24 protein-coding genes are annotated in these 22,862 nt (G+C 40.6%); all 24 read right to left on the bottom strand.

All coding sequences use genetic code 11. From position 1 onward, the window contains the following. Window positions 1–102: 102 nt before the first annotated feature. The 24 genes from DEF30_RS03280 to pgmB all read right to left on the bottom strand — a co-directional run bounded on the left by DEF30_RS03280 (window position 103) and on the right by pgmB (window position 22,823). A complete protein-coding gene (locus DEF30_RS03280) occupies window positions 103–1,083 on the bottom strand; it encodes an acryloyl-CoA reductase (RefSeq protein ID WP_294096473.1) in 981 nt (326 codons plus the stop codon). Window positions 1,084–1,198: 115 nt separating this feature from the next. Continuing rightward, complete coding sequence (locus tag DEF30_RS03275; RefSeq protein ID WP_294096471.1) at window positions 1,199–1,642, bottom strand: GatB/YqeY domain-containing protein; 444 nt, start codon at window positions 1,640–1,642, stop codon at window positions 1,199–1,201. Between the two features lie 32 nt (window positions 1,643–1,674). Next, window positions 1,675–1,851, bottom strand: a complete 177-nt coding sequence (gene rpsU, locus DEF30_RS03270; protein ID WP_031573182.1) for a 30S ribosomal protein S21 — start codon at window positions 1,849–1,851, stop codon at window positions 1,675–1,677. Window positions 1,852–1,953: 102 nt separating this feature from the next. After that, entirely contained in the window at window positions 1,954–2,295 is a 342-nt protein-coding gene (locus DEF30_RS03265; protein ID WP_294096466.1) for a histidine triad nucleotide-binding protein, read from the bottom strand. A gap of 70 nt (window positions 2,296–2,365) precedes the next feature. Beyond that, window positions 2,366–3,661: a tRNA (N(6)-L-threonylcarbamoyladenosine(37)-C(2))-methylthiotransferase MtaB gene (gene mtaB / locus DEF30_RS03260; protein WP_294096492.1), complete on the bottom strand. Its 1,296-nt coding sequence runs from the start codon at window positions 3,659–3,661 to the stop codon at window positions 2,366–2,368. A gap of 3 nt (window positions 3,662–3,664) precedes the next feature. Next, on the bottom strand, window positions 3,665–4,399 hold the full coding sequence (locus DEF30_RS03255) for a 16S rRNA (uracil(1498)-N(3))-methyltransferase (protein WP_294096465.1): 735 nt from the start codon (window positions 4,397–4,399) through the stop codon (window positions 3,665–3,667). Further along, a complete protein-coding gene (prmA, locus tag DEF30_RS03250) occupies window positions 4,392–5,336 on the bottom strand; it encodes a 50S ribosomal protein L11 methyltransferase (RefSeq protein WP_294096463.1) in 945 nt (314 codons plus the stop codon). The genes DEF30_RS03255 and prmA overlap by 8 nt, the downstream gene beginning before the upstream one ends. Before the next feature lie 186 nt (window positions 5,337–5,522). Beyond that, window positions 5,523–6,665 carry a molecular chaperone DnaJ gene (gene dnaJ, locus DEF30_RS03245; RefSeq protein ID WP_294096462.1) on the bottom strand — a complete coding sequence of 381 codons (1,143 nt, stop codon included), beginning with the start codon at window positions 6,663–6,665 and terminating at the stop codon, window positions 5,523–5,525. Between the two features lie 122 nt (window positions 6,666–6,787). Next, window positions 6,788–8,626, bottom strand: coding sequence for a molecular chaperone DnaK (gene dnaK / locus DEF30_RS03240; protein ID WP_294096460.1), 1,839 nt, complete (start codon window positions 8,624–8,626; stop codon window positions 6,788–6,790). A 13-nt stretch (window positions 8,627–8,639) separates the two neighbouring features. Beyond that, complete coding sequence (gene grpE / locus DEF30_RS03235) at window positions 8,640–9,263, bottom strand: nucleotide exchange factor GrpE (protein WP_294096458.1); 624 nt, start codon at window positions 9,261–9,263, stop codon at window positions 8,640–8,642. Next, complete coding sequence (gene hrcA / locus DEF30_RS03230; RefSeq protein ID WP_294096456.1) at window positions 9,250–10,302, bottom strand: heat-inducible transcriptional repressor HrcA; 1,053 nt, start codon at window positions 10,300–10,302, stop codon at window positions 9,250–9,252. Before hrcA ends, grpE begins: the two co-directional genes overlap by 14 nt. Before the next feature lie 211 nt (window positions 10,303–10,513). Further along, window positions 10,514–11,134: a V-type ATP synthase subunit D gene (locus DEF30_RS03225; protein ID WP_294096455.1), complete on the bottom strand. Its 621-nt coding sequence runs from the start codon at window positions 11,132–11,134 to the stop codon at window positions 10,514–10,516. A 2-nt stretch (window positions 11,135–11,136) separates the two neighbouring features. Beyond that, window positions 11,137–12,579: a V-type ATP synthase subunit B gene (locus tag DEF30_RS03220; RefSeq protein WP_294096453.1), complete on the bottom strand. Its 1,443-nt coding sequence runs from the start codon at window positions 12,577–12,579 to the stop codon at window positions 11,137–11,139. A gap of 18 nt (window positions 12,580–12,597) precedes the next feature. Next, window positions 12,598–14,349 (bottom strand): V-type ATP synthase subunit A, encoded by a 1,752-nt coding sequence (locus DEF30_RS03215; RefSeq protein ID WP_294096451.1) that lies wholly within the window; start codon window positions 14,347–14,349, stop codon window positions 12,598–12,600. A gap of 37 nt (window positions 14,350–14,386) precedes the next feature. Further along, window positions 14,387–14,986 carry a V-type ATP synthase subunit E gene (locus DEF30_RS03210; protein WP_294096450.1) on the bottom strand — a complete coding sequence of 200 codons (600 nt, stop codon included), beginning with the start codon at window positions 14,984–14,986 and terminating at the stop codon, window positions 14,387–14,389. Window positions 14,987–14,996: 10 nt separating this feature from the next. Then, window positions 14,997–15,305 (bottom strand): V-type ATP synthase subunit F, encoded by a 309-nt coding sequence (locus DEF30_RS03205; RefSeq protein WP_031573217.1) that lies wholly within the window; start codon window positions 15,303–15,305, stop codon window positions 14,997–14,999. A 15-nt stretch (window positions 15,306–15,320) separates the two neighbouring features. Then, window positions 15,321–15,761, bottom strand: coding sequence for an ATP synthase subunit C (locus tag DEF30_RS03200; RefSeq protein ID WP_294096444.1), 441 nt, complete (start codon window positions 15,759–15,761; stop codon window positions 15,321–15,323). A gap of 22 nt (window positions 15,762–15,783) precedes the next feature. Then, complete coding sequence (locus DEF30_RS03195) at window positions 15,784–17,709, bottom strand: V-type ATPase 116kDa subunit family protein (RefSeq protein ID WP_294096443.1); 1,926 nt, start codon at window positions 17,707–17,709, stop codon at window positions 15,784–15,786. A gap of 16 nt (window positions 17,710–17,725) precedes the next feature. Beyond that, window positions 17,726–18,781: a V-type ATPase subunit gene (locus DEF30_RS03190; protein WP_294096441.1), complete on the bottom strand. Its 1,056-nt coding sequence runs from the start codon at window positions 18,779–18,781 to the stop codon at window positions 17,726–17,728. 25 nt (window positions 18,782–18,806) lie between these two features. After that, window positions 18,807–19,118: a hypothetical protein gene (locus DEF30_RS03185; protein WP_294096418.1), complete on the bottom strand. Its 312-nt coding sequence runs from the start codon at window positions 19,116–19,118 to the stop codon at window positions 18,807–18,809. A gap of 298 nt (window positions 19,119–19,416) precedes the next feature. Then, window positions 19,417–20,484 (bottom strand): DUF4236 domain-containing protein, encoded by a 1,068-nt coding sequence (locus DEF30_RS03180; RefSeq protein ID WP_294096416.1) that lies wholly within the window; start codon window positions 20,482–20,484, stop codon window positions 19,417–19,419. Window positions 20,485–20,619: 135 nt separating this feature from the next. Then, window positions 20,620–21,411: a ribonuclease H-like domain-containing protein gene (locus DEF30_RS03175; protein ID WP_294096415.1), complete on the bottom strand. Its 792-nt coding sequence runs from the start codon at window positions 21,409–21,411 to the stop codon at window positions 20,620–20,622. A 17-nt stretch (window positions 21,412–21,428) separates the two neighbouring features. Then, window positions 21,429–22,154, bottom strand: a complete 726-nt coding sequence (locus DEF30_RS03170; RefSeq protein WP_294096412.1) for an HAD-IB family hydrolase — start codon at window positions 22,152–22,154, stop codon at window positions 21,429–21,431. Between the two features lie 27 nt (window positions 22,155–22,181). After that, a complete protein-coding gene (gene pgmB, locus DEF30_RS03165) occupies window positions 22,182–22,823 on the bottom strand; it encodes a beta-phosphoglucomutase (protein WP_294096409.1) in 642 nt (213 codons plus the stop codon). Between the last annotated feature and the right edge of the window lie 39 nt (window positions 22,824–22,862).

The raw sequence follows: 22,862 nt of genomic DNA, 5'->3' as shown, positions 1-22,862 counted from the left end.
CCGTGTATTGCAGTGAGGGTCTGGATTACTCCTTCCCTTACACCTTCACTCTATTATAGTTTCAGTTTATCAAACTATGCTCTGAAATACTACTGATAGAAATCACATACTCATATCAACCAGAACTCTACCAACACCTACTGATGACTGAAGAAGTTCCTCATGCAGCTCCTTGAAAGAAATGACTTTCTTCAGCATTCTTTCAAGACCCACAGAAGACCATGTGGTGGCCAGTTTTCTAAAAATCTCATTTCTCATGGCATGATCCACCATAACACTATCAATTCCTTTTAAGGTAATTCCCCTTAAAATAAATGGAAATACTGTACTCTCGAACCTGATACCGGATAAATTCCCGCTGGCGCAGACTATTCCTCCGTACTTCACTTCCGTAAGTATGTTCCCTAAAGCTTCTCCTCCCGTTGTATCCAGTACCCCATCCCACTTCTCCACAGACAACGCTCTTCTTTTCTCAAGCAAACTGTCAAATAAGATCACTTCCCGAGCACCTAAAGATTCTAGATATTCTTCATTCTCCAAAGTTCTGCTCGCCACAGTGACTTCTGCACCTAATGCACAGAGAATCAGAACCCCATGAGAAGAAACACCTCCACTTCCGCCAGTGACAAGAACCCTTTTCCCATCAAGGCTTCCAAGAGCTTTTTCAATGGCATCCACTGATAGAGCTGCTGTGAAACCGGCTGTACCATAAATCATCACATCTTTCAAAGACATTTCTTCAGGAAGCCTCATCAAATGTTCCTGCTTTACAATGACAGTTTCCTGGTAGCCTCCTGGCTGATCCGTACCATAGCCATATCCTGTGACAAACACTTGATCTCCAACAGCAAAGTCTCTTGATTTACTGTCCTCAACAACACCTGAAAAGTCAATCCCAGGTACCATAGGGTACTTTCTCACCACCTTGCTTGATGCATCTACCGCAAGTCTGTCTTTATAGTTGATGCCTGTATAGGACACCCTGATTCTCACTTCTCCATCTGAAAGATTCGGAAGCTCAATATTCCGATACTTCAGCACAGAACCTTCCTCTGTCTTTTCTAGTAACAATGCTCTTTCCATAAGTTCCCCTTTCTCAGGTATTTTCCCTTTATTATATCCTTTTTCCAGGTTTCTTACACCTTGTTTAGAGACAAAAAAACTCATCTTATTTCACAGAAACAAGATGAGCCATTTTTTATTTCGTTAAATAATTCTTCACCAGAGTGCTCACAAGTTTGCCATCGGCTTTTCCTGTAATCAACGGCTTGAGTGCTGCCATGAGTTTCCCCATGTCTTTCATGTTATTTGCTCCGATTTCTTTAGCTGTATTCTCAACCAATTCAATTATTTCATCTTCTTTTAACTGCTTTGGTAGATAACTTAATAAAGTTTCTATTTCGAAATTGCTTTGTTCAACCAGGTCAGCTCTTTGACCTTTTTCAAACTCAGCTACAGCATCTCTTCTCATTTTCACTTCTCTAGCGAGAATCTCAATGATTTGTTCTTCAGAAAGTGAGGTTTGAGCTTCTTTTTCAGCATAGAGGATTGCAGATTTTGCCATGCTTAAAACACTGGCTTTTCCCTTATCCTTGCTTTTCAGAGCTTCTTTCCAATCATTCTGAATCTGTTCTTTGATCATAGTTTGATCACACCTTTTCTAAAAAAAGAAAACTACTTGAACTTTCTCTTTCTTGCTGCTTCGGACTTAAGCTTCTTCTTTACACTTGGCTTCTCGTAATGTTCTCTCTTTCTTACTTCACCAAGAATTCCGGATCTTGCACACTTCTTCTTGAAGCGTCTCAGTGCGTTCTCTAAAGATTCATTCTCTCCAACTTTGATTTCTGACATTCATTATCCCTCCCTCCGCTAGTTAAAAATATAAATATCAGCCTTTCGGGCAAAATAACACACTAGTAATTATAGTACATATTTTCAAAACAGTCAACGTTTTTAGCCAGGTGGCCAAGTGAGACTTCTTCCTCCCAGGAGATGGAAATGAAGATGTGCCACAGTCTGCCCTCCATCAGATAGAGTGTTCACAACAACCCGATACCCTGTTTTATCAATGCCTTCCGCTACAGCTACGGTTTGCACAGCTTTATACACATTTCCAAGCAAAGCGGTATCTTCAGCTTCCAGCTCATTCACCGACGAAATATGCTTTTTGGGTACAATCAGCACATGGGTAGGTGCTTTAGGATCAATGTCCCTGAATGCATAGACAAACTCATCTTCATAAATCTTAGCAGATGGGATTTCTCCTTGTATGATCTTACAAAATAAACAATCCATATCGATCCGCCTTTCAAATTTTACTTCTTGATTCAGTATATCAAATAAATCTCCTCAGTGGTAAGTCTGTTTAGATGATTTCACCGATCAAGTAATCCTCCTTCAAGCCCACTATCTTCGTTTCCAGATACTTTCCTTGAATATCCACATTGCTCTCTACTCTGATCTTCAGATAGTTCGCTGAATATCCGAAATGAATACCGCCTTTTCCTTCCTCATAAAGAACCGTAAGTGATCTCCCAAGATATGACTCAAGAAATATTGCTTCTTTTTCATTGCTTTGAGTCATAATACGTTTGCTTCGAATATCTTTAATCTCACCCGAAACCTGTTCTTTCATCTGATATGCTGGTGTCCCTTTTCTCTGGCTGTATTTAAAGGTATGCACCTTTGTTAGATTCATGCGGTCCAGAAAATCAAATGTCTCCTGGAACTCCTCTTCAGACTCGCCTGGAAATCCAACAATTACATCCGTGGTAATCGAAACATCAGGCATCTTCTGCCTGAGCTCTGATACAACCTCTTCAAAATCGCTAGCTGTATAGCGGCGGTTCATCCTCTGCAGTGTATGGTCTGATCCCGATTGAAGAGAGAGATGAAAATGAGGACAGAGCTTTCTCATCTTGACGATACGATCCATTCTCCCTTCTTTGAAGAACATAGGCTCAATGGAGCCAATTCTGACTCTTCTGATGCCATCAATCTCTTCAATCTGATCCAGAAGATCCAGAAGATCCCATTTTTCCTGAAGATCATGTCCATAAGAGGCAATGTGAATTCCAGAAAGAATCACTTCAGTGTATCCTTCTTCAGACAGTTTCCTGATTTCATCAAGAACTTTATCGGGATTCTTACTGGATAGCCCACCTCTTGCATAAGGGATAATGCAGTAGGTGCAGAACCTGTTGCATCCATCCTGAATCTTTAAAAACGCTCTCGTCTTTCCCTCGTATCCAGTCACACCTAAATCTTCAAACTTTGAGTTCAGAATCAGTTTATCTGTAACCTCTACGATTTGACGTTTCTCTGCTCTAGCCTGATTCACATGATAGACAATATCACTTTTGTTCCTTGATCCCAGAATGACATCAACCCCTGGGATTTCCATCACATCCTCTTTGCTCACCTGTGAATAGCAACCTACGACAGCCACAGTGGCTTGAGGATTCTTCCTCTTGGCTCGACTGATGTACTGCCTGGACTTTTTATCTCCCATGTTCGTCACGGTACAGGTATTGATGACATATACATCTGCTGTTTCATTAAAATCAACCAGCTCATACCCGTCTTTCTTGAACATTTCAATCATGGCCTCCGAATCATAAACATTGACTCGGCAGCCAAGGGTCTGAAATGCGACTTTCATCAATTATTTTCCTCCCATATCTCCATACAAAAGCTGGGCTATGGCCACAGCTGTAAATCCTGCAGTTTCCGTTCTTAAGATCCGGTTGCCCAGAGTTAGAATCTTAGCCCCCTTGTCTTTTAAGAGATCAATTTCTTTCTCAGTGAACCCACCTTCCGGTCCCACAAATATCCCCATGGAACTGATGTTTGCCAGTTCTTTTTTCAGTGTCAGAAAACCGTACTCTTCCTGATTCTCATAAGGCACCACAAAGACATCCAGCTTCTTCATCTCCATCAGGAGCTCTGCGAAGCTCATGGGTTCTGTGATCTCCGGAAGCACGCTGCGCTTTGATTGCTTTGCAGCTTCCAGACAGATTCTCTTTAGTCGATCCAGTTTTTTGAACTCAGATGAGTTTTTGACGACCACACGCTCAGTCACAACAGGGACGATTCTCTGAACACCAAGCTCTGTGCATTTCTGAACGATAAGATCCATTTTTCCTGCTTTTGGAAGTCCTTGAAAAAGGGTGACCTTAAGTGAGCTTTCATTGCTCTCTGGAACTTTTTCACGCAGCTCCACTTTGGTTTCGTTTTTATCTATAGTTTCGATTCTACCAAGATAATCCTGTCCTTTGAGATCATTTATAAGTATTTCATCCTGTTCTTTCAGTCTGAGCACACGGCTGAGATGTTTATGGTCATCTCCTCTGATATAGGCAAAAACATCGTCCAGTTCATCCGTGAAAAACTTATGCATGAGACACCTCCGCAATGATGCAGACCCACTCTCCTTCGTATCTTACTTCCTTCACCATGAATCCATTTTCCATCAGTCCATTTCTGACCATCTCTTCTTTTTCACGGATTATTCCTGAAGATATGAACACACCATCTGCATGAAGCTTCTTCTTCACATCAGGAATCAGTACTAAAATGATCTCTGCGATGATATTTGCCACGATGATGTCTGCTGTTCCATCCACCACATCCATGAGATTTCCATGAAGAATTTCCACATTTTCAAGGGAATTATATCCCACATTTTCCTTTGCTGAATCTACTGCTACAATATCAAGATCCACACCTACCACTTTCGAAGCACCCAGCTTGGAGGCTCCGATGGCTAAAATACCCGATCCTGTACCAATGTCAAAGACTGTGGTATCTTTTTTCATGTAATCTTCTATGGCTTCCAGACACATTCTGGTTGTCTCATGGGTCCCTGTACCAAATGCCATACCAGGATCCATATGCAGGATGATTTCATCACCCTTAGGCTCATACTCCTCCCAGAGAGGCTTCACAACAAAACGTTCTCCGATCTTCGTAGGTTTATAATATTTCTTCCATTCATTCGCCCAGTCATTCTCATTGACTTCTTCCGAGAAAATTTCATACTCATGGAACTCTACCCCATACGATTTGGCTTCCTGAACTTTCTCTTCAATTTCTCTCACAATCTCAGCAACATCCACATCAATGTTGAAATAAGCCCGGACCACCGCTTTGTCTTTTCCATACTCAAAAATATTGATGTCTGCAAAATCCCAAGTGAGAGGACTTTGTTCCCTGCCTAAAATATCACTGGGATCTTCAATGGATACCCCTTTTACATCCATTGTATAAAGAACCCCTTGAATAAACTCCAGATCTTCTTCCTGAAGAACAATTTTGATTTCATTCCATGTACTCATGTTACTCTCCTATCGCTTTACGCTCGCTCTATTCACCTGAAAGTTTTTTTCAAATCCATAAAAAACTCTCTAGTGCAGTTACTTCACTTCTTCAATCTATTATATTACATTCTCACAGAATGAAAAGAAACACCTCAAAAAAAGCCCCAGGTTTTCCTGAGACTTTTCTGTTTCCAATGATCCTGACTAGAATATACCGAATTTCTTCTTGTCTTTTTTATCTTTTTTATCTTCTCTATTCTCACGGTCCACGATCTGACCGGATGCTTCCAGGAACTGGTATAGAGCTTCTTTTTGAGCATCATTGAGTTTTTTGGGCACATCCACGATGACATTCACATACTGATCTCCTCGTGCTCCACTTCTGGAGTTGACCATCGTTACTCCCTTGCCTTTCAGCCTGAAGAGAGTTCCTGACTGAGTTCCAGATGGAATATCATAGGATACATCACCATCAATGGTTGGAACACGCACTTCTTTTCCAAGTGCAGCCTCCGCAATATTGATGTGTGTGTCCACATAAATATCATCCCCTTTACGGATAAAGAACTTATGTGGTTTCACTTGGATGACAACATGAAGATCCCCTGAAGGACCGCCTTTTGCACCCTTGTCCCCCTGGCCTCTTAACGGCATCACATTTCCTGTGTCTACTCCTGCAGGTACTTTTACACTGATTTTCCTTCTCTGACGAACCTGACCCTTTCCACGGCACTGTTCGCAAGGTTCAGTGATGATTTCGCCTGTCCCGCCACAAGTTTGGCATGGAGCTTCCTGAATCATATTGCCGAAGAGTGTCTGCCTCTGTACCCGGACAGTTCCTTGCCCATGACAGGTTTTACACGTCTCTTTGGATGTTCCTTGCTTTGCTCCGCTGCCATGACAAATATCACAGTCCTCGGTTCTTGTGATGTGTATATCTTTTTCCACACCGAAAACAGCTTCTTCAAAGCTGAGATCCATACGGTATTCCAGATCCGCACCTCGTCTTGGGCCAGTCCTTCTTCTTTGTCCACCGCCAAATCCTCCACCAAAGAACGATTCGAAGATGTCTCCAAAATCTCCAAAGTCCTGAGCATTGTATCCAGCTCCAGCACCACCAGCATTAAAGTCTGTTGTACCGAACTGATCATATTGCGCTTTTTTCTGAGGATCAGATAGAATCTGATACGCCTCGTTTATTTCTTTGAACTTTTCTTCCGCTTCCTTGTCCCCTGGATTTTTATCTGGATGATATTTAATCGCAAGTTTTCTGAAAGCACTCTTAATCTGTTTTTCATCGGCACCTTTTTGAAGTCCAAGGACTTCATACAAGTCTTTTTTCGCCATTCTTACACCACCTATTAGTATGCACTGCCTTCAGCCAAGGCATAGAATACGGATTACAGCTGAATAAGGGAAGAGCAGCATCTGCCCACCCCTCATCCAAGTACTAGAGTATTATACCCTCTTTATTTGTCATCCTCAACCTTGAAATCTGCGTCAACTACATTATCTCCCTGAGGTCCAGCCTGCCCAGCATCTTCAGCTCCTGGTGCTCCCTGATTCTGTGCTGCCTCTGCCTGATAAATCTTGGAAGAAACTGCGTAGAACTCATTGGTCAGTTCTTCTGTCGCTTTCTTGATGGCATCCATATCGCTGCCATCTTTGATGTTCTTCAGCACTTCAAGCTTTTCAGTGATCTTTGCCTTATCTTCTTCACTGATCTTCTCTTTCAGTTCTTCCAGAGTCTGTTCAGTCTGATAAACAGCCTGATCCGCATTGTTCTTGGTTTCTACTTCTTCTTTCTTCTTCTTATCTTCTTCAGCAAATCTCTCCGCTTCCTTCACTGCCTTATCGATTTCTTCATCGGATAGATTCGTTGATGCAGTAATGGTGATATTGGCTTCTTTATTTGTTGCCTTATCTACAGCAGTTACTTTTACGATACCATTGGCATCAATGTCGAAGGTAACTTCGATCTGTGGAATCCCTCTCTTTGCAGGTGCAATTCCTGAAAGTGTGAATCTTCCAAGGGTCTTGTTGTCTGCAGCCATCTGTCTTTCACCCTGCACAACGTGAACTTCCACAGAAGTCTGTCCATCTGCAGCAGTGGTGAAGATCTGGCTCTTCTTTGTAGGAATTGTGGTGTTTCTTTCGATGATTGGTGTAGCAACACCCCCATAGGTTTCAAGACCAAGAGTCAGTGGAGTTACATCAAGAAGAAGGATATCCTTCACTTCTCCAGTAAGAACACCAGCCTGAATCGCAGCACCCAGTGCAACAACCTCATCAGCATTTACTCCCTTAGAAGGCTCTTTTCCTGTGAAATCCTTAATGGCGTCAATGACTGCAGGAATTCTTGTGGATCCACCTACTAGTATTACCTTATCGATATCGTTCAGTGTAAGTCCCGCATCATTCAGGGATTTCTTCATAGGCTCGATGGTGGCCTTTACAAGGTCTGCTGTCAGCTCATTGAACTTCGCTCTTGTCAGAGTCATATCGATATGCTTTGGACCTGTTGCATCCGCTGTGATAAATGGCAGATTGATGGAAGTGGTCATAGAAGAGGAAAGTTCTACCTTTGCCTTCTCTGCAGCTTCCTTCAGTCTCTGAAGTGCCATCTTGTCAGACCTTAAATCGATGCCATTGCTCTTTTTGAACTCATCGGCAATATAATTCATGACTCTTTCATCAAAATCATCTCCGCCAAGCTTTGTGTTACCGTTGGTTGAAAGAACCTCGAACACACCATCTCCAAGATCCAGGATAGAAACGTCGAAGGTTCCGCCTCCCAGGTCATATACAAGAATCTTATGAGCTTCATCCACTTTATCCAGACCATATGCTAAAGATGCAGCGGTTGGCTCGTTGATGATTCTAAGCACTTCAAGGCCAGCGATCTTACCCGCATCTTTGGTTGCCTGTCTTTGGGAGTCATTGAAGTACGCTGGAACTGTAATAACAGCCTGTGTTACTTTTTCGCCCAGGTACGCTTCAGCGTCCGCTTTCAGCTTCCCAAGGACCATCGCTGAGATTTCCTGTGGTGTGTAATCTTTACCATCAATATTGAACTTCTTGTCAGTTCCCATGTATCTTTTTGCTGAAGCAATGGTCTTATCTGGATTTGTGATTGCCTGTCTCTTCGCAACCTGCCCCACAAGTCTCTCCCCATTGGCCTGGAAAGATACTACAGATGGTGTTGTTCTACCACCTTCTGAACTTGTGATGATCACTGGATCTCCACCTTCCATAACTGCAACTACTGAGTTTGTTGTTCCTAAGTCAATTCCTATAACTTTTGCCATTTTATATTTCCTCCTAATTAGCGACCTTAACGACGCTGTATCTAATAATTTTTTCTTCTCTCTGATATCCTTTTAAGAAAACATCGACAATTTCTTTCTCTGAATAGCTTGGATCCTCCACATGCATCACTGCCTCATGAAGGTTTGGATCAAATGGAGTTTCCGTAGAAATCTCTGTGACCTTAAGTTTCAGAAGTGAATCCTGAAACTGAGTCAGTGTCATCGAAACACCTTTTTTCAGCGCTTCCACATCCTGAGCCTCCACTTTTAGAGACATTTCCAGATTGTCCAGAACTGGAAGAAGCTCTTTCACAACATCTACGATGCTGTCTGCATAAATCCCTTCCTTCTCTTTCTGAGTTCTCTTTCTATAGTTGTCATATTCAGCACTGATTCTTGCAAGCCTGTCTTTCAATGCACTGTTTTCATTTTCCAGTTTCTTGATGCTTTCCAGCATTTCTTTTTTCTTTCTGAACAGTTCTTTCATATCTATCGTATTCTCAACTTTTTCTTCAGTAGGCTGTTCACTGGATTCCGCTTCATTTGCTTCCTCCTCTAAAGTTTCCGTGGGATTCTCCTCATGAACTGCTTCCTCTTTCTTCAAATCCTCAGGAATCTTATTCTTATCCTCCGTCATTTACATCCTCCTCATTGAGCTTCTTTTTCAGCTCTTTCTTCACATTATTTATGATAGACACAACCTTCTGATAATCCAGCCTTCTCGGGCCAATCAGATTGATGGTGCCAACATTTTCATCATTGATTCGATAACTTGTGGTGATGATTGTAAAATCTTTTGCTTCAGGAAGCGCCAGCTCATCCCCTAAGGTAATCATCATTTCCTCACCCAGATCTTCCATATCATGAAAGAGAAGTTCAGGCTGCTCCAGAAGTCCCAGGAAATCCTTCATTTTGTTGATGTCTGAAAACTCAGGATAGTTCAGGATTTTTGAAGTTCCATCCACAAAATACTGATCTTCAGAAGCTTCTTCATTCAGACTGTCATATACAGCGGACAAAATCGACAGAAACAGCTCATCATATCCTTCCAGATCATTTTTCAAGCTGTTGACAATATGAAGATTAATATCTTCTATGGTCATATCTTTCAGCTTCAGATTCAGGAGATTGCAAATATTTGTCAGCACTTCCGGCTCTGGTGTGTGATTCAGCTTGATGAGCTTGTGTGTGATGGATCCATGGTCCACCATGATTACTGCAAGAATTGTATTCTTCTCCACTTGGATCAGCTGAATATTTTTCACATGAGCTTTTGAAAGACTGGGCTTCTTAGCAACAACCGCCAGATTCGTCAGTTCTGAGAGCATCATCGCTGTCTGTTTCATAATCTTATCCATTTCAAAAGCAGCCATGGTGATGATTTTATCTTCAATAAAGCGCACCTCATCAGGACTCAAGGATTCCAATGTCATGAGTTTGTCAATGTACATTCGGTAGCCCTTTGCAGAGGGAACTCTGCCAGAAGAAGAGTGCAATTGGTCCAAATATCCTAGTTCTTCCAAATCTGCCATCTCATTTCGGATGGTAGCAGAACTGATCCCTAACTTATATTTTTTCTCTAAGGTTCTAGAACCCACAGGCTCTCCTGTCATGATATAATCTGTGACAATCGCCTTCAGTATTTCTAGTTTTCTTCGATCCACTTCTGTTGACACTCTATCTCCCCTCCTTTTATTAGCACTCATAACTAGCGAGTGCTAACAGGTACGTTATTAAAATACCACCTCCTTAGAGATTTGTAAATACCTTTTGCTAATTTTAACTTAGTTTTAATGTGCTTTGTGGGCTGTCCTCTTTCAAAAGACGTCTAAAAAAGCTCCCTGTCGAGGCCATCACCATAGTGAATCCCTGCAGAGAGCTTTTTTTCTATATTTTCCTGTCTTTTTTGTTCTTGATGACTTTCTGCCTTGTAAACTCTTCGCGTTCCTTTTCTTCCAAAGCTTCTGTAATGAATTTGATGTTCTGCTGAAACTCAGGAATCACGATATTTTTCAGTGCATTTGCACGCTTCTGTGATTTTCTGATTGCATTCGCTAATCGGTATACGGAGTTTTCAATATCAGCAAGTTTTATGGATAGCTCCTTCACTTCTTGAAACATTCTATACGCATAGTCAAACTTAGTATTAGCTCTTTCCATACCATAAGTGAGCTTCATTTGTGGCTTCTCGTGAGAAACCATAGGTATTTCAACACCCATGACACTTCGGTAGGTAATGGATATTCCATCATCAATAGGCACCATTTCCGCGAGATCAGAGATGATACCAAGAGTGGTGTTGGCCTCTTGCAATGCGATATAGGCTTTGTTGAACGTAACTGAAATCTGGTCTCTCAAACTCTTTATTTCATCCAAATGAATCATGATCTCCCTGATGAGAATATTCCGTTTTCGATCCATGAGTTCATATCCCAACTCTGCCAGAGAACTGGATTTCTTCAGTGCGATGAGATTTCCCTTTGTTGGAAAAACCTGATTGTTAGCCATAATTACTCACCATCCATCGCTAGTTCACGGATGATAGACCTTTCAGCAAGCTTAAATCTTTTCATGCTCCGTTCTCGATTATAATACTGATCGAGGACTTCAGAATCAATTCTATCCAGCTCCTGTTTAGGAAGCATCGAAAGCAGATCCCATCCAAGCTCCAGAGTTTCTAAAATATCTCTGTTTGTATTCATACCCTGGTTAAGAAACTGACCTTCAAAGAGTTTGCCAAATTCCATATACTGCTTATCCAGATCGCTTAACTCATCTTCACCAATAACAGATGCCAAGCTTCTTGCATCTTGTACTTTTGCATAACATGCAAAAAGCTGGTTTGCTACAGAAGAGTGATCTTTCCTCGTATAGCCATCACCTATGCCGTCCTTCATCAGTCTGGATAGAGAAGGCAGAACGCCTACAGGCGGATAGATCCCCAGCTGATTCAAGTCTCGATCCAGTACAATCTGTCCTTCGGTAATATACCCTGTTAAGTCTGGAATTGGATGGGTAATATCATCATTCGGCATCGTTAGGATCGGGATCTGGGTTACAGATCCTTTCGCATTTTCAATAATCCCCGCTCTCTCATAAAGAGATGATAAATCTGAGTACAGATATCCCGGATATCCTTTTCTTCCTGGAATCTCTCCTTTACTGTTGGAGAACTCACGGAGCGCCTCGCTATAAGAAGTAATATCCGTTAAAATAACCAGGATGTGCATATCATGCTCATAAGCCAGATATTCTGCTGCTGTAAGTGCACAACGAGGTGCAAGAATACGTTCTATGATCGGATCATTGGAAAGATTCAGGAACATCACCACATTTTCCATGACACCCGCTTCTTCCAATGACCGTTTGAAGTAATCAGCAACATCATTCTTCACTCCCATGGCTGCGAAAACAACCGCGAAGTTTTTTCCATCTCCTTCGGATATTTTCGCCTGCTTCACAATCTGAACCGCCAGCTCATTATGAGGCATTCCTGAACCTGTGAATATGGGGAGTTTCTGTCCACGGATTAGAGTGGTAAGGGCGTCAATGCTGCTGATTCCTGTATTGATATAGTTTCTTGGATAGATTCTAGATACAGGATTTAGTGGCAAGCCATTAATATCCATCATTTTATCGGCAAAAATCTTACCAAGACCATCAATAGGCTTACCCGATCCATTAAACACTCTACCAAGAATTTCCTTTGATAAAGGCAATTCCATGGGTTTGCCTGTGAACCTTGAGGTGGTATTTTTCAAAGAGAGACCATTGGTCCCTTCAAAAACCTGGACAACCACACGTTGCCCATCTATCTGAACGACACGGCCTGTTTTCTCCGTGCCATCCTTCATTGTAATTTCTACTAATTCTTCATAACCAACATCCTTCACATTGTCTAACACAATGAGAGGACCGTTGATTTCGCTAAGTCCCAAATACTGAAGGCTCAACTGCTTTCCTCCTTTCGACTACTGTGCTTTAGCGACAGCTTTGTCAATGATACCGTAGTACTCATCAAGTTTTCCAAGATTATCGTTCGGTACATCATATTTCATTCGCGTTACATTTTCAAAGATTCCTGTCCGTATCAGCATATTCAATGATTTATCTGAGCTGATGTATTCTTTGGCTTTTCTGTTCAGATAAAGGATTACTTCCATCATCTTCAGCTGTTTTTCTAAAGGCACGTAAGTGTCATCTTTATGGAATGCATTCTGCTGAAGGAATCCAACTCTAATCACCTTAGAAATTTCAATAATCAGTTTCTGATCATCCGGAAGAACATCACTGCCGATGAGCTTTACAATTTCCATAAGTTTGTTTTCTTCCGCAAGAAGAGTCATAATCTCATTCCTATGTGTAAGAAACTTCGGTCCAAGGTTTTTATTGTACCATCTGGACAAGTCCCCCACATATTCGGAGTAAGACAAATTCCAATTGATTGCAGAATAATGTCGAATATAGGCGAGCTGTTTATCAAGAGCCCAGAAGCATCTGACAAACCTTTTTGTATTCTGAGTTACGGGTTCTGAAAAGTCGGCACCCTGAGGAGATACTGCCCCAATGATGGATACAGACCCTTCGGAGTAATTTGTATTTTTTACATAACCAGCTCTTTCATAGAACTGTGAGATTCTGCTTGGCAAATAAGCAGGGAATCCTTCCTCTGCAGGCATTTCTTCAAGTCTTCCGCTGATTTCACGAAGTGCTTCTGCCCAGCGTGAAGTAGAATCCGCCATCATTGCCACATGATATCCCATATCTCGGTAGTACTCCGCCAAAGTGATTCCAGTATAAATACTTGCTTCACGAGCGGCCACTGGCATGTTAGAAGTATTGGCAATCAGGACGGTCCTTTCTAAAAGAGGTCTGTTGGATTTAGGGTCAATCAGTTCTGAGAACTCTTCAAGAACTTGAGTCATCTCATTTCCTCTTTCACCACATCCCACATACACAATAATATCTGCATCACACCACTTTGCCAGCTGATGCTGTGTCATTGTTTTTCCTGTTCCGAAACCACCTGGTACAGCAGCAGTTCCACCTTTAGCGATGGGAAACAGCGTATCAATGACTCTCTGCCCTGTAATTAGAGGTATCGATATTGGCAGTCTCTCTTTTACAGGTCTAGGAGTTTTAATTGGCCACTTTTGAACTAGTGTCAGTTCATGAACAGCACCAGTATCATCCTTAAGCTTAAGTATGCAGTCATGGATCTTCCGCTTGCCATTCTCTGCCACATAAACTGCAGTTCCGTAGAGATGTGGAGGTATCATGAGCCTATGCTCAATTAGGTTTGTTTCAGGTACAGTCGCAAAAATCTGACCTGGACTAAGCTCTTCCCCTTCTTGAACTTTCATCGTCACATCCCATTCTCTATGGTTATCTAGAGACTCCACATTGCTTCCCGGTTCAATAAAAGCACCGGACAGCTGAGAAATATCCTTCAGTGGTCTTTCAATACCATCAAAGATATTCTTAATAATTCCAGGTCCTAATTTTACAGATATCGGCATTCCCGTTGGGAAAACAGGCTCACCTGGTTTTAGACTGGTTGTACTCTCATACACCTGAATCGTCGTGAATTTGTTCGTAATGGAAATTACTTCTCCCATAAGTTTCTTATGGCCAACATAAACCATTTCCAACATTTCAAAATCAGAAGAATCTTTCACAGTGATTACAGGTCCATTAATTGAATATATTAAATTTTCACTCACTTAATCACCTCTTTGCATTGCATGCAACACCCACATATCAGTTTAGAATCAGTTCAGAATTTGCATAGAACTTATTATGCTGCTCTTTAAGCTTTGCATCATAGGTTTCATCAATGAATATATTTTCTTCATAGAACTCAATGATGAAGCCACCGATTTCAATGTCTTTCTTCGCCTTCACCTGAGCTTCTCCCTTAAAGCATGCTATCAGTTCTTCCGCATACTTCATGTCTTTTTCTGATATCAGCAGATTTGCTTTTGAACCATGTTCTGCACTGACCGCTTCGATCTTAGCCTTCATCTTGCTAAGATACTCTTCCGTAGCTGTATACTCTTTCAATTTTGACTTCAGTTCGCCAAACAGCTCACCAATCAGCTCATTTCTCATACGCATCAGCTTTCTCTGATTCTCATCAATGAGTTTACTGATGGCAATCGCATGTTCACTTTCTATACTTTTAACTTCATGCTCCAAATACACTTCAGTATTCTTCGCTTCATAATCCTCAATTTGTTTTATGCTTCTATTCTTGATCCTTTGAATCTCATTTCTGGCATCATCCATTTCCTTTTGAGATAATCTACCGATTTCATTTCTAAAATAGGTTTCCAGCTCTGCGATTGTATTATATTTCATATTCTTCACCTCATAGTTTCACACCAATTGCATCACTAACATACTTGTCTATGGTTTCTCCAATCTTGTGTTGGCCATGACGGTCTGGTATTTCAACGATCAATGGTTTGAGCTGTCTTAGTTTTAATTCAGAAATAACATCTGCGCAGGTTTCAATGAGTTTCGTTGTAATAAGGACTATGGCAATATCTTCCTGATGCATTGCCTTTTCCAGCTCTTCAAGCACTTCACGACGTTCGTGAACGACAACACCTTCAATTCCTGCCATCCGCATCCCCATTTGAGTATCAATATTGTCACTTATTAGAAAAAATCTCATGAAAACCTCCTTATCTTACAGCTTGTTAATAATAAGAATAGAGATCAACAATCCGTAAATCGCAACACCTTCACCAAGGGCAACGAAAATCAGAGATTTACCAAAGTTCTTTTCATTCTCAGAGAATGCACCAATCGCTGCAGGTGCTGCTGCTGCAACTGCGATACCAGCGCCCAGAGCGGACATTCCTGTAGCAAGTGCAGCACTGATAAAGCCTAATCCCTGTGCGATGGTTCCTGTGATGGATTCACCAGCCGCTGCTGTTTCTTCAGCTGCGAGTACTGAGAAATCTCCTACGGAGAAAAGCACTGAGCCAATCACTACAACAAAGAACATCACTATATGGGTAATCAGCCTGGTTTTTGCGGACTGAGCACTCATATTACCCTTAAACACCTTGATTAAAGGAAGAGAGATTAACACAATAAGTACCATTGGAACTAACAATTCGATCATATTTAACATTTTTTATCCTCCACTATAAATATTCTTTCAAAGTTTTAAACGGAATTCCATCACCAGTATAGTATCTGGAGAACATTTCATAAAACTCCAGTCTGAGCACCTGAATACCTACAATGAGGCCTTCCAGAGCCATTACGAAAATATTACCAAAAATAAACACAATAGGTCCCGCATTTCCAGTCATTTCCATAAGGCTTGATACAACCAGCATCATACCTGCATGGGAAAGCACAAATCCAGCTACTCTCATATAAGACATAGTGTTTGTGATATAGGAAAGCACAATTTCAAAGAGCTCAAAAAACGCTTCTGTGAAAAATCCGCCAAATCCATTGGGGAACATGGCTTCTCCATGCACCTTTCGTTCGATTGCTTCCTTCAGGAACATAAGCAGTAACGGTACCCCTACAAAGAGAATCAACGTCACGGTATTAAATGGATTTGCTATACCACCAAGCATCAATCCTGCTCCAATGATCACAAAGCTATAAAACACCAGCCCAGCCACACCATTATGCGACAGGAACATTTCCACAGTGTGCTTTTTCTTATAATTCACATAGATATTAATACCTATGGTAGAAATAATCAGAACTGCACCAATGGCAATGGCAGAGAGCAGGAGTGTCATCGTGAAACTAGGCTCCATGGTATGGATTGGTTTGCCTGGCAGACCCAGCACATTGATAAAGAACGGATCCAAGAGATGCTCATTACCAAATACCGATCCATACAGGAATCCGAAAATTGCAGAAGAAATACCGATCCTTATACCAACCGCACCTAATCTCATACCCTTGAATTTATACATAACCCATCCAAGGAGAGAAAGCACCAGTCCTTGTCCGACATCCCCAAACATAATTCCGAAGAGCAGAGTGTAAGTCAGTGCGACAAATGGAGTTGGGTCTATCCCTTTATAATCTGCAACTCCGTACATTTCAACAAACATACCGAAGGGCTCTGAAAACCATCCATTCTTTAACTTGGTTGGTGGAGTAAGTCTTTTATCATTGTTCGCTGGTCGTACTTCAATTTCAACAGAAGGTATACTCTCAAACAACTTGTGAAGATGATCCAGATCATCTTTGGCCATAAACCCAGTGATGGAGAATCTTCCGCCTAAGCCCACCACAAACCTTCTAGCTTCAAAAATCATACTGACTTTCGTAAGCACTGCGGTGAATAGCGAATACCTGTCTCTTGTTCTTTCAAGAAGCTCTTGTTCACTTTCTTTAAGTTTCAGCAAATCCTTATTTAAACTTTCGATTTCCTTAAGTAAATTCTCCTCAGCCTCTTCAGGTGTTCCATGTACAAAATCAGGTATATGGATTCTGTCAAAGTATAAAGAAGAGAATACGTTGTCCACCTCTCGTTCGAATTCATTGGTTGTTATGTAAATACCCCAGCTGTAATTGCTGTCCTTACTGAATGAATTCCATATAAATGGTCTGTTGTCATAAAACTTCAGCTTTTCTTCACTGTCTAGAGGCAGTCTCCCGACTCTACTAATGAGATAACGGCATGAAAACAAATCATCAAGTGAAATATCCAATGATTTGATGTTTCTGACTTGTTTTAAGGCATCTTGGTCTTCCTGAATCAGCTGTTTGATCTCATTTTCATTCGAGGTGATCTCCTCAAACTTATGGTATGTTTTTTCAATAAACCGCTCAATTCTGCTTAAATCGCACTCCTGTACATCTACTTGTTTCGGCTCGATTTCAAGATGCATCTTGTCGACAATTTCGTTGATTCTGTTCAACATCTTTAAATATGGATTGTCATAGTACATTGATGTCAAACCATGCACAGCTCCTACTAGCTTTGAAGCAGGCTCTGGATGAAAATTGTCAAGTTCAATGAATTTTGCAAGAACTTCATCTAAATGCTCATTATCCGCAAAAATATTGACCAGTTTCATTTTAGCAATTGCCATACTTTTTCCTCCTTCCTTAGTAAATCAGCAGACTTTCTACTTCACTCCTTTGAGTTCCGTATCTAACTGCCTCAATAATATTCGTTATATTTGAGATTTCCAGTTCCATCAATATCACATAAACGGTATAGATTACTGGAGAATCTATGGAGAATCTCATATATCTTTTCGCCAAATGATATTTTATTTGATCCGAGTAATACTCTATGTAAGTATACTCTTTGTCATCAACATACATATTGTACTTAGATGACTCTAAAACTCTCAGCACACTTTCTGCATCAGGCTGAGCAATAAGATGTTTTATAAACGAATCACTCATTCTGGATTTCATTCGAACCATTGTCTTCTCAATATACTCATTGGAAACCTTGAAGAATTTCTTCATTCGATATATTTTGACAATATTCATGAGCTCGATCTGCGTTTTATAAATATCCAACAGTTCTTTTTTTACTCTTCCACTGAAGTTCTTCTCAATGATTCTAAAAACACTTTGATAATATGCGCTGAAAAGCTCTTGTTCGATTGCAGGTAAGTCCAGCTTCTCTTCCTTCTTATCGATGTATTTTTTAAGCACGGCTCGATATGGAGTCCCCTGTAATATATCTAGAATATCCTCAAATGAAGATGTTTCAGATATTTTATCTATATCATAGGAGAAATAATCTGAAAGAGCCAATGGAATCTCTGAAATGAGAGTGGTATATTGAACATCCTCATGTTCTTCATCCTGAATGATTGCTCGAAGTATCAGAAGGATGACTTCAATCTCGCGTTTCATAATATTCAATCTATAAAACTCATGATTTGTCAGCATAGAGAACTTGAGAAGTCTTTCAATCTTTTCATACATGTTCTGTCTGATCAGCTGTTCCAGCTGTCCGCGATGTATACGATTCTCATAGATATCGCGCATCGTCGTACCATACTCTGTCTCATTTTTGAGGTAACCCGCAATCTCAGGCACTGTGCTTTTTCTAAGGAGTTCATCATAATCTTCTTTTTTCAATCTGTTGCCATACATTGATTTTGCTTTAGCAGCAAGAGCAGGACTATTCACAATCCCCATGGTTTTTCTCCCTCCTCCTCATGAGCTAGCTGTCAATACAGTTTTCAAATATCTCCTTCAGCCATCGCTCCCGGTTATATTTATACTGATTTCTAAGTTTCTCTAAAGATTTTTCGTACTTCACCGATGTCTGAATCACTTTATCATTATACTCAGCCTGCAACTTTTCTTTTAGTTCGATCAAATGCCGCTCAGTATCTCTTTTGTATTTTTCCTCGATTAAAGGTCTCTGACTTGCAACATATGCAGGAACTTCATCCAACTCTTCTTTAATCTGCTGAAGTTCATTTCTTGCTGCTTTATCCAGTTCAACGATATCCTTAATGAGTTTCTTCATGATTTCCCTCCTTCCCATAGACTAGTCTGATAATTAACAAATTATCATTTCTTCTGCTTTTTAACTGGCTGCTCAAACAAAAGTCTAACTAATACAATGTGCCATAATTTATTTTCAAAGTCAATTTTCATAAAAATCATATTTATTTTTTTTATTGCAGTTTATAAAAAGAAAACGTTTAGAAAAAGCATCTTTTTCACAAACTTCTTGCTTTTTTTTATGTTGTAACTCACAACTGTTAAAATTTGTTCTATTTTACCTGTTTTTCAATCCATAACGCTCTGAAATACTTCTAAACTTATTTCAATCGTGAAACTTCTTTAAATCCTTTTGTTTTCAAGAAATCTACTTCGTGTCTGAACTGAGTAAGAGCTTCAAAAGGCTGTATATCCTCAAAATTGATCTGATGAAATGTTTCCTTGTCCAAAAGGACAGACAGTATGAGCTCTTCCGATTTTAGTCCTGAAACATTACTTATTTTCATTTCGTGTACGTGCAGACGTATCTCATCTGGAGAAACCAGATGAAACACATTTCTTCCAGTACGCAATGCCAAAGCAGCAACAAATTGGCTGACAATACTATAGTAGTCCGTTTTTGAATATTCTCTTCTCGAGAGTTTTCCCGTTGGAGTCAAGGTAATGTACTCCTTAGGCACCACAGACTCTGGATTGATGGTCATATCCACATTCAAGCATCCATCCGAATCCAGAGAGCAGTCCAGATCTTCAATAAACTCCATGTCCTTTTCCAGTTCTACTTTTTTTAGAACTTCAACAGGAGAAGCTTCTTTCATATTCAATAGTTCACCGGATATCCTCTTATTTCTCTCCCATTTGGAAAGAAGCTCCTTGTCCGCAGCCTCTGCATGATTCAGCATCTCTTCTGAATCGTGCCGATATTGTTTCCCGGAAAAAATCCTCTTAAAAAACCCTGGCTTATTCTCTTCAATAATCCTCTTGGCTTCTCTTACATACGGCCCATCTTCTCCTGGTTCATAGGGCTTGCTATCTTCTGAACTGAAATTTCTTCCAATATCTATTAGATAATCCGCCTCATGATGCAATGTGACCAGATATTCCAAATCTTCGTTGAACTGTCTGACTTCCTCTTCGTAGGAGAAGTTTCGTGATGCGGCATTCAGTTTTTTCTTCTCTCCTGCAGTGTTTATCAGTTTCTTTGCATTAATTGTTTTGCTGTAGGAGAGTCCAGTGCCGGGAATACCAATTGTTGTTCTAGCCTGACCTTTTGTATTAAAGCTCTGTCTAAACCCTCTTCTTCCTGCAGAAAGACTCACTCCTGACTTACCGATGTTTAAGCTGAGAAATTTCCCAATACGTATTCTCTTTCTGAAATTAAATCCCATATTCCACCTCGCCATAATTAAATAACACGTTCCTACATCTTCATACCTGAAAGAACTCTATTGTATTCAAAAAAAACCATGAAAATCCTATAAGGATTACATCATGGCTCTTCACACTCTTACAGTCATCATCCGTTAAGATGAATATCCTAATTCCTCTTTTTGTCCTTTAAATGGTTGGTTGCTCTCTTCCTTTTCCAGTTCTATCTGCTCTTCCAGAAGAGCTTTTAATGCAAGCTTCTCCATTTTTTCTCTATGCAGCTTTTCTTCAAGAATCAGCACATCATCCATGGTCACACTTTCCCAACGATTCATGATGTTAAAAAGATTCACTACATCCTCTTCATTATATTTTAGAATCTTTTCCACTTTCTCTAGAGGCATACGGTCGAAATACCCCTGGTCTTTGATGATTTTCGAGAATGTTTTTGCAAGAGTCATTCCTGAGATCAGTTCTCCGCCACGGTCTATCTGATGCAGTTTTTCAAGATTTTTCAACCCAATGTTCTTCTGGAATTTGTGTTCATATTCCTTCTGAAGATCAATCAGTTCAAACTCCTCTTCAAAACTGTATGAAATATCATACTTCTGATACAAATGGTTGATCACTAAAAAATCATTATTCCCGGAAAAAGTTACCAGATACTGTTTCCCATTATTTTTCTGATTGATAAAATATTCTTTTGTCAGTTCCAGGATAGCTCTGGCATCTCTTTTGTTCTCAATCATATACTGGGTGGTTATGACGGCTTTTTCTGCTTCGTCATAGACCGCTGCCCCAAATACACCAATGGCAATGGGCTCTTTGTATAAATAATGTTCAAGATCAAAAAATATGGCGTTTCTGATAATTTCTTTACCATGAAATTTCAACGTCTGTTCACTGCCTTGCACTACCACTGGAATGACTTCCTGCTGTTTCAGCAATGTGCATCCCTCATTTCTTAGTCTAATACAAGCTCCTCAATCTTTACCCGATAAATCAGGTCTTTTCTCTCCACTGCGACCTCCGCCTTGTGTTTCACCTCTGGATCGTTCAGAACCAGATTCACAAGCTCCTTGGTCGGGTTCACTAAAACTGGATGTCCTACCAGCTGAAACATGGAGAAATCTCCAGCTGTATCTCCATAGGCATAGGAGGCGTCCAGATCAATATCATACTTTTCTTTGAAATCATAAATGGCTTTCTGCTTAGATTTGCTGTCCCACATGGGAATGACTTCGCCTGTATAACGCTCTTTATCATCCATGGGATAGATAGAACCTCTGTAGTCATCAAAATCATGAAGCTTTGCCATTTCTTTTACAAGTTCAATCGGACTTCCTGATATTGTCAGCACTTTGTGTCCTTGGCTCTTGTGCCATTTGATGCGGTTTCTTGTGAAGAGATAGTTTCTTAAGCCCATATCCCGGACCACATTATGAATGATATGCTCAATAAAACTCCGATGGTATCCTTTGATGGCCTCGGTATAAATAGTCGCCATACGAAGAAGATAATCATCGTAGGAACCCACCCTGCGGTCATACTGGTCGTAATAGGGCTTGACCTCTTTATACCACTCCTCTTCCCGGATAATCTCGCTCCGGATCATTCTTTTGAATAATTCTTTCATAAATACTTCTCGATATAAGGTTCCGTCAATATCAAAAAATGCTGCTGTTTGCATATCATTGACCATCCTTTCACTAAAAGATTAGAATCTCAGTATCGCTTCTGTCAGGCCCTCCAGGCTGCTGACCCACTTGTCTGCCTCAAGAATCGGTCTTTCACTCACTGCCACAACCTTCATCCCTGCTCTTTTTCCTGATAACACTCCTGCTTTTGAATCTTCAAATACTGCACACTCTGCAGGAGACAGTTTAAGCTCACCAGCAGTTTCCAAGTAAACTTCAGGATCTGGCTTTGGTGCTCTAACCCGGTGTCCGTCAATGACCACATCAAAGTATTTCTTCAAACCTGTCAGCTCCAGAATAATTGATGTGTTGTCACTGGTTGAAGCGATTGCAGTAATAAGACCTTTGAATTTCAGAAGCTCCAGAAACTCTTCCACTCCAGGAAGAATATCAGAATCATCAATATCCGTCACATGCTCCAGATAAAGATTGTTCTTTTTACGGAGTATCCGCATTTTCTCCACTTCGCTCATTTCGATGTTTTTCATTTTGAGCAGGATTTCCAGGGCTCTGAATCTGGCCACCCCTTTGATTTGCTCATTATCTTCTGCTGTAAAGTCTTTCCCTAAATCCTGCAGCACTTTTTTCCATGCAAGATAATGGAATCTGTCCGTGTCGACCAAAACTCCATCCAGGTCAAAAACGACAGCCTTGATCCCCATAATGTACCTCCAAAATAGTAGAATTCCGCGGTAAAATCA

Source organism: Proteiniclasticum sp. (genome assembly GCF_003514505.1).
In the GTDB taxonomy this organism is placed as follows: domain Bacteria; phylum Bacillota; class Clostridia; order Clostridiales; family Clostridiaceae; genus Proteiniclasticum.
Note: the sequence above shows the minus strand (reverse complement) of the source record. Positions and strands in the feature narration are given on the sequence as shown.

What these genes read in the sequence shown, in the direction of transcription:
- DEF30_RS03280 (WP_294096473.1), bottom strand. Translation starts at nt 1,083, where the DNA reads ATGGAAAGAGCATTGTTACTAGAAAAGACAGAGGAAGGTTCTGTGCTG.
- DEF30_RS03275 (WP_294096471.1), bottom strand. Translation starts at nt 1,642, where the DNA reads ATGATCAAAGAACAGATTCAGAATGATTGGAAAGAAGCTCTGAAAAGC.
- rpsU (WP_031573182.1), bottom strand. Translation starts at nt 1,851, where the DNA reads ATGTCAGAAATCAAAGTTGGAGAGAATGAATCTTTAGAGAACGCACTG.
- DEF30_RS03265 (WP_294096466.1), bottom strand. Translation starts at nt 2,295, where the DNA reads ATGGATTGTTTATTTTGTAAGATCATACAAGGAGAAATCCCATCTGCT.
- mtaB (WP_294096492.1), bottom strand. Translation starts at nt 3,661, where the DNA reads ATGAAAGTCGCATTTCAGACCCTTGGCTGCCGAGTCAATGTTTATGAT.
- DEF30_RS03255 (WP_294096465.1), bottom strand. Translation starts at nt 4,399, where the DNA reads ATGCATAAGTTTTTCACGGATGAACTGGACGATGTTTTTGCCTATATC.
- prmA (WP_294096463.1), bottom strand. Translation starts at nt 5,336, where the DNA reads ATGAGTACATGGAATGAAATCAAAATTGTTCTTCAGGAAGAAGATCTG.
- dnaJ (WP_294096462.1), bottom strand. Translation starts at nt 6,665, where the DNA reads ATGGCGAAAAAAGACTTGTATGAAGTCCTTGGACTTCAAAAAGGTGCC.
- dnaK (WP_294096460.1), bottom strand. Translation starts at nt 8,626, where the DNA reads ATGGCAAAAGTTATAGGAATTGACTTAGGAACAACAAACTCAGTAGTT.
- grpE (WP_294096458.1), bottom strand. Translation starts at nt 9,263, where the DNA reads ATGACGGAGGATAAGAATAAGATTCCTGAGGATTTGAAGAAAGAGGAA.
- DEF30_RS03225 (WP_294096455.1), bottom strand. Translation starts at nt 11,134, where the DNA reads ATGGCTAACAATCAGGTTTTTCCAACAAAGGGAAATCTCATCGCACTG.
- DEF30_RS03210 (WP_294096450.1), bottom strand. Translation starts at nt 14,986, where the DNA reads ATGAAATATAATACAATCGCAGAGCTGGAAACCTATTTTAGAAATGAA.
- DEF30_RS03205 (WP_031573217.1), bottom strand. Translation starts at nt 15,305, where the DNA reads ATGAGATTTTTTCTAATAAGTGACAATATTGATACTCAAATGGGGATG.
- DEF30_RS03200 (WP_294096444.1), bottom strand. Translation starts at nt 15,761, where the DNA reads ATGATCGAATTGTTAGTTCCAATGGTACTTATTGTGTTAATCTCTCTT.
- DEF30_RS03195 (WP_294096443.1), bottom strand. Translation starts at nt 17,709, where the DNA reads ATGGCAATTGCTAAAATGAAACTGGTCAATATTTTTGCGGATAATGAG.
- DEF30_RS03190 (WP_294096441.1), bottom strand. Translation starts at nt 18,781, where the DNA reads ATGGGGATTGTGAATAGTCCTGCTCTTGCTGCTAAAGCAAAATCAATG.
- DEF30_RS03185 (WP_294096418.1), bottom strand. Translation starts at nt 19,118, where the DNA reads ATGAAGAAACTCATTAAGGATATCGTTGAACTGGATAAAGCAGCAAGA.
- DEF30_RS03180 (WP_294096416.1), bottom strand. Translation starts at nt 20,484, where the DNA reads ATGGGATTTAATTTCAGAAAGAGAATACGTATTGGGAAATTTCTCAGC.
- DEF30_RS03170 (WP_294096412.1), bottom strand. Translation starts at nt 22,154, where the DNA reads ATGCAAACAGCAGCATTTTTTGATATTGACGGAACCTTATATCGAGAA.
- pgmB (WP_294096409.1), bottom strand. Translation starts at nt 22,823, where the DNA reads ATGGGGATCAAGGCTGTCGTTTTTGACCTGGATGGAGTTTTGGTCGAC.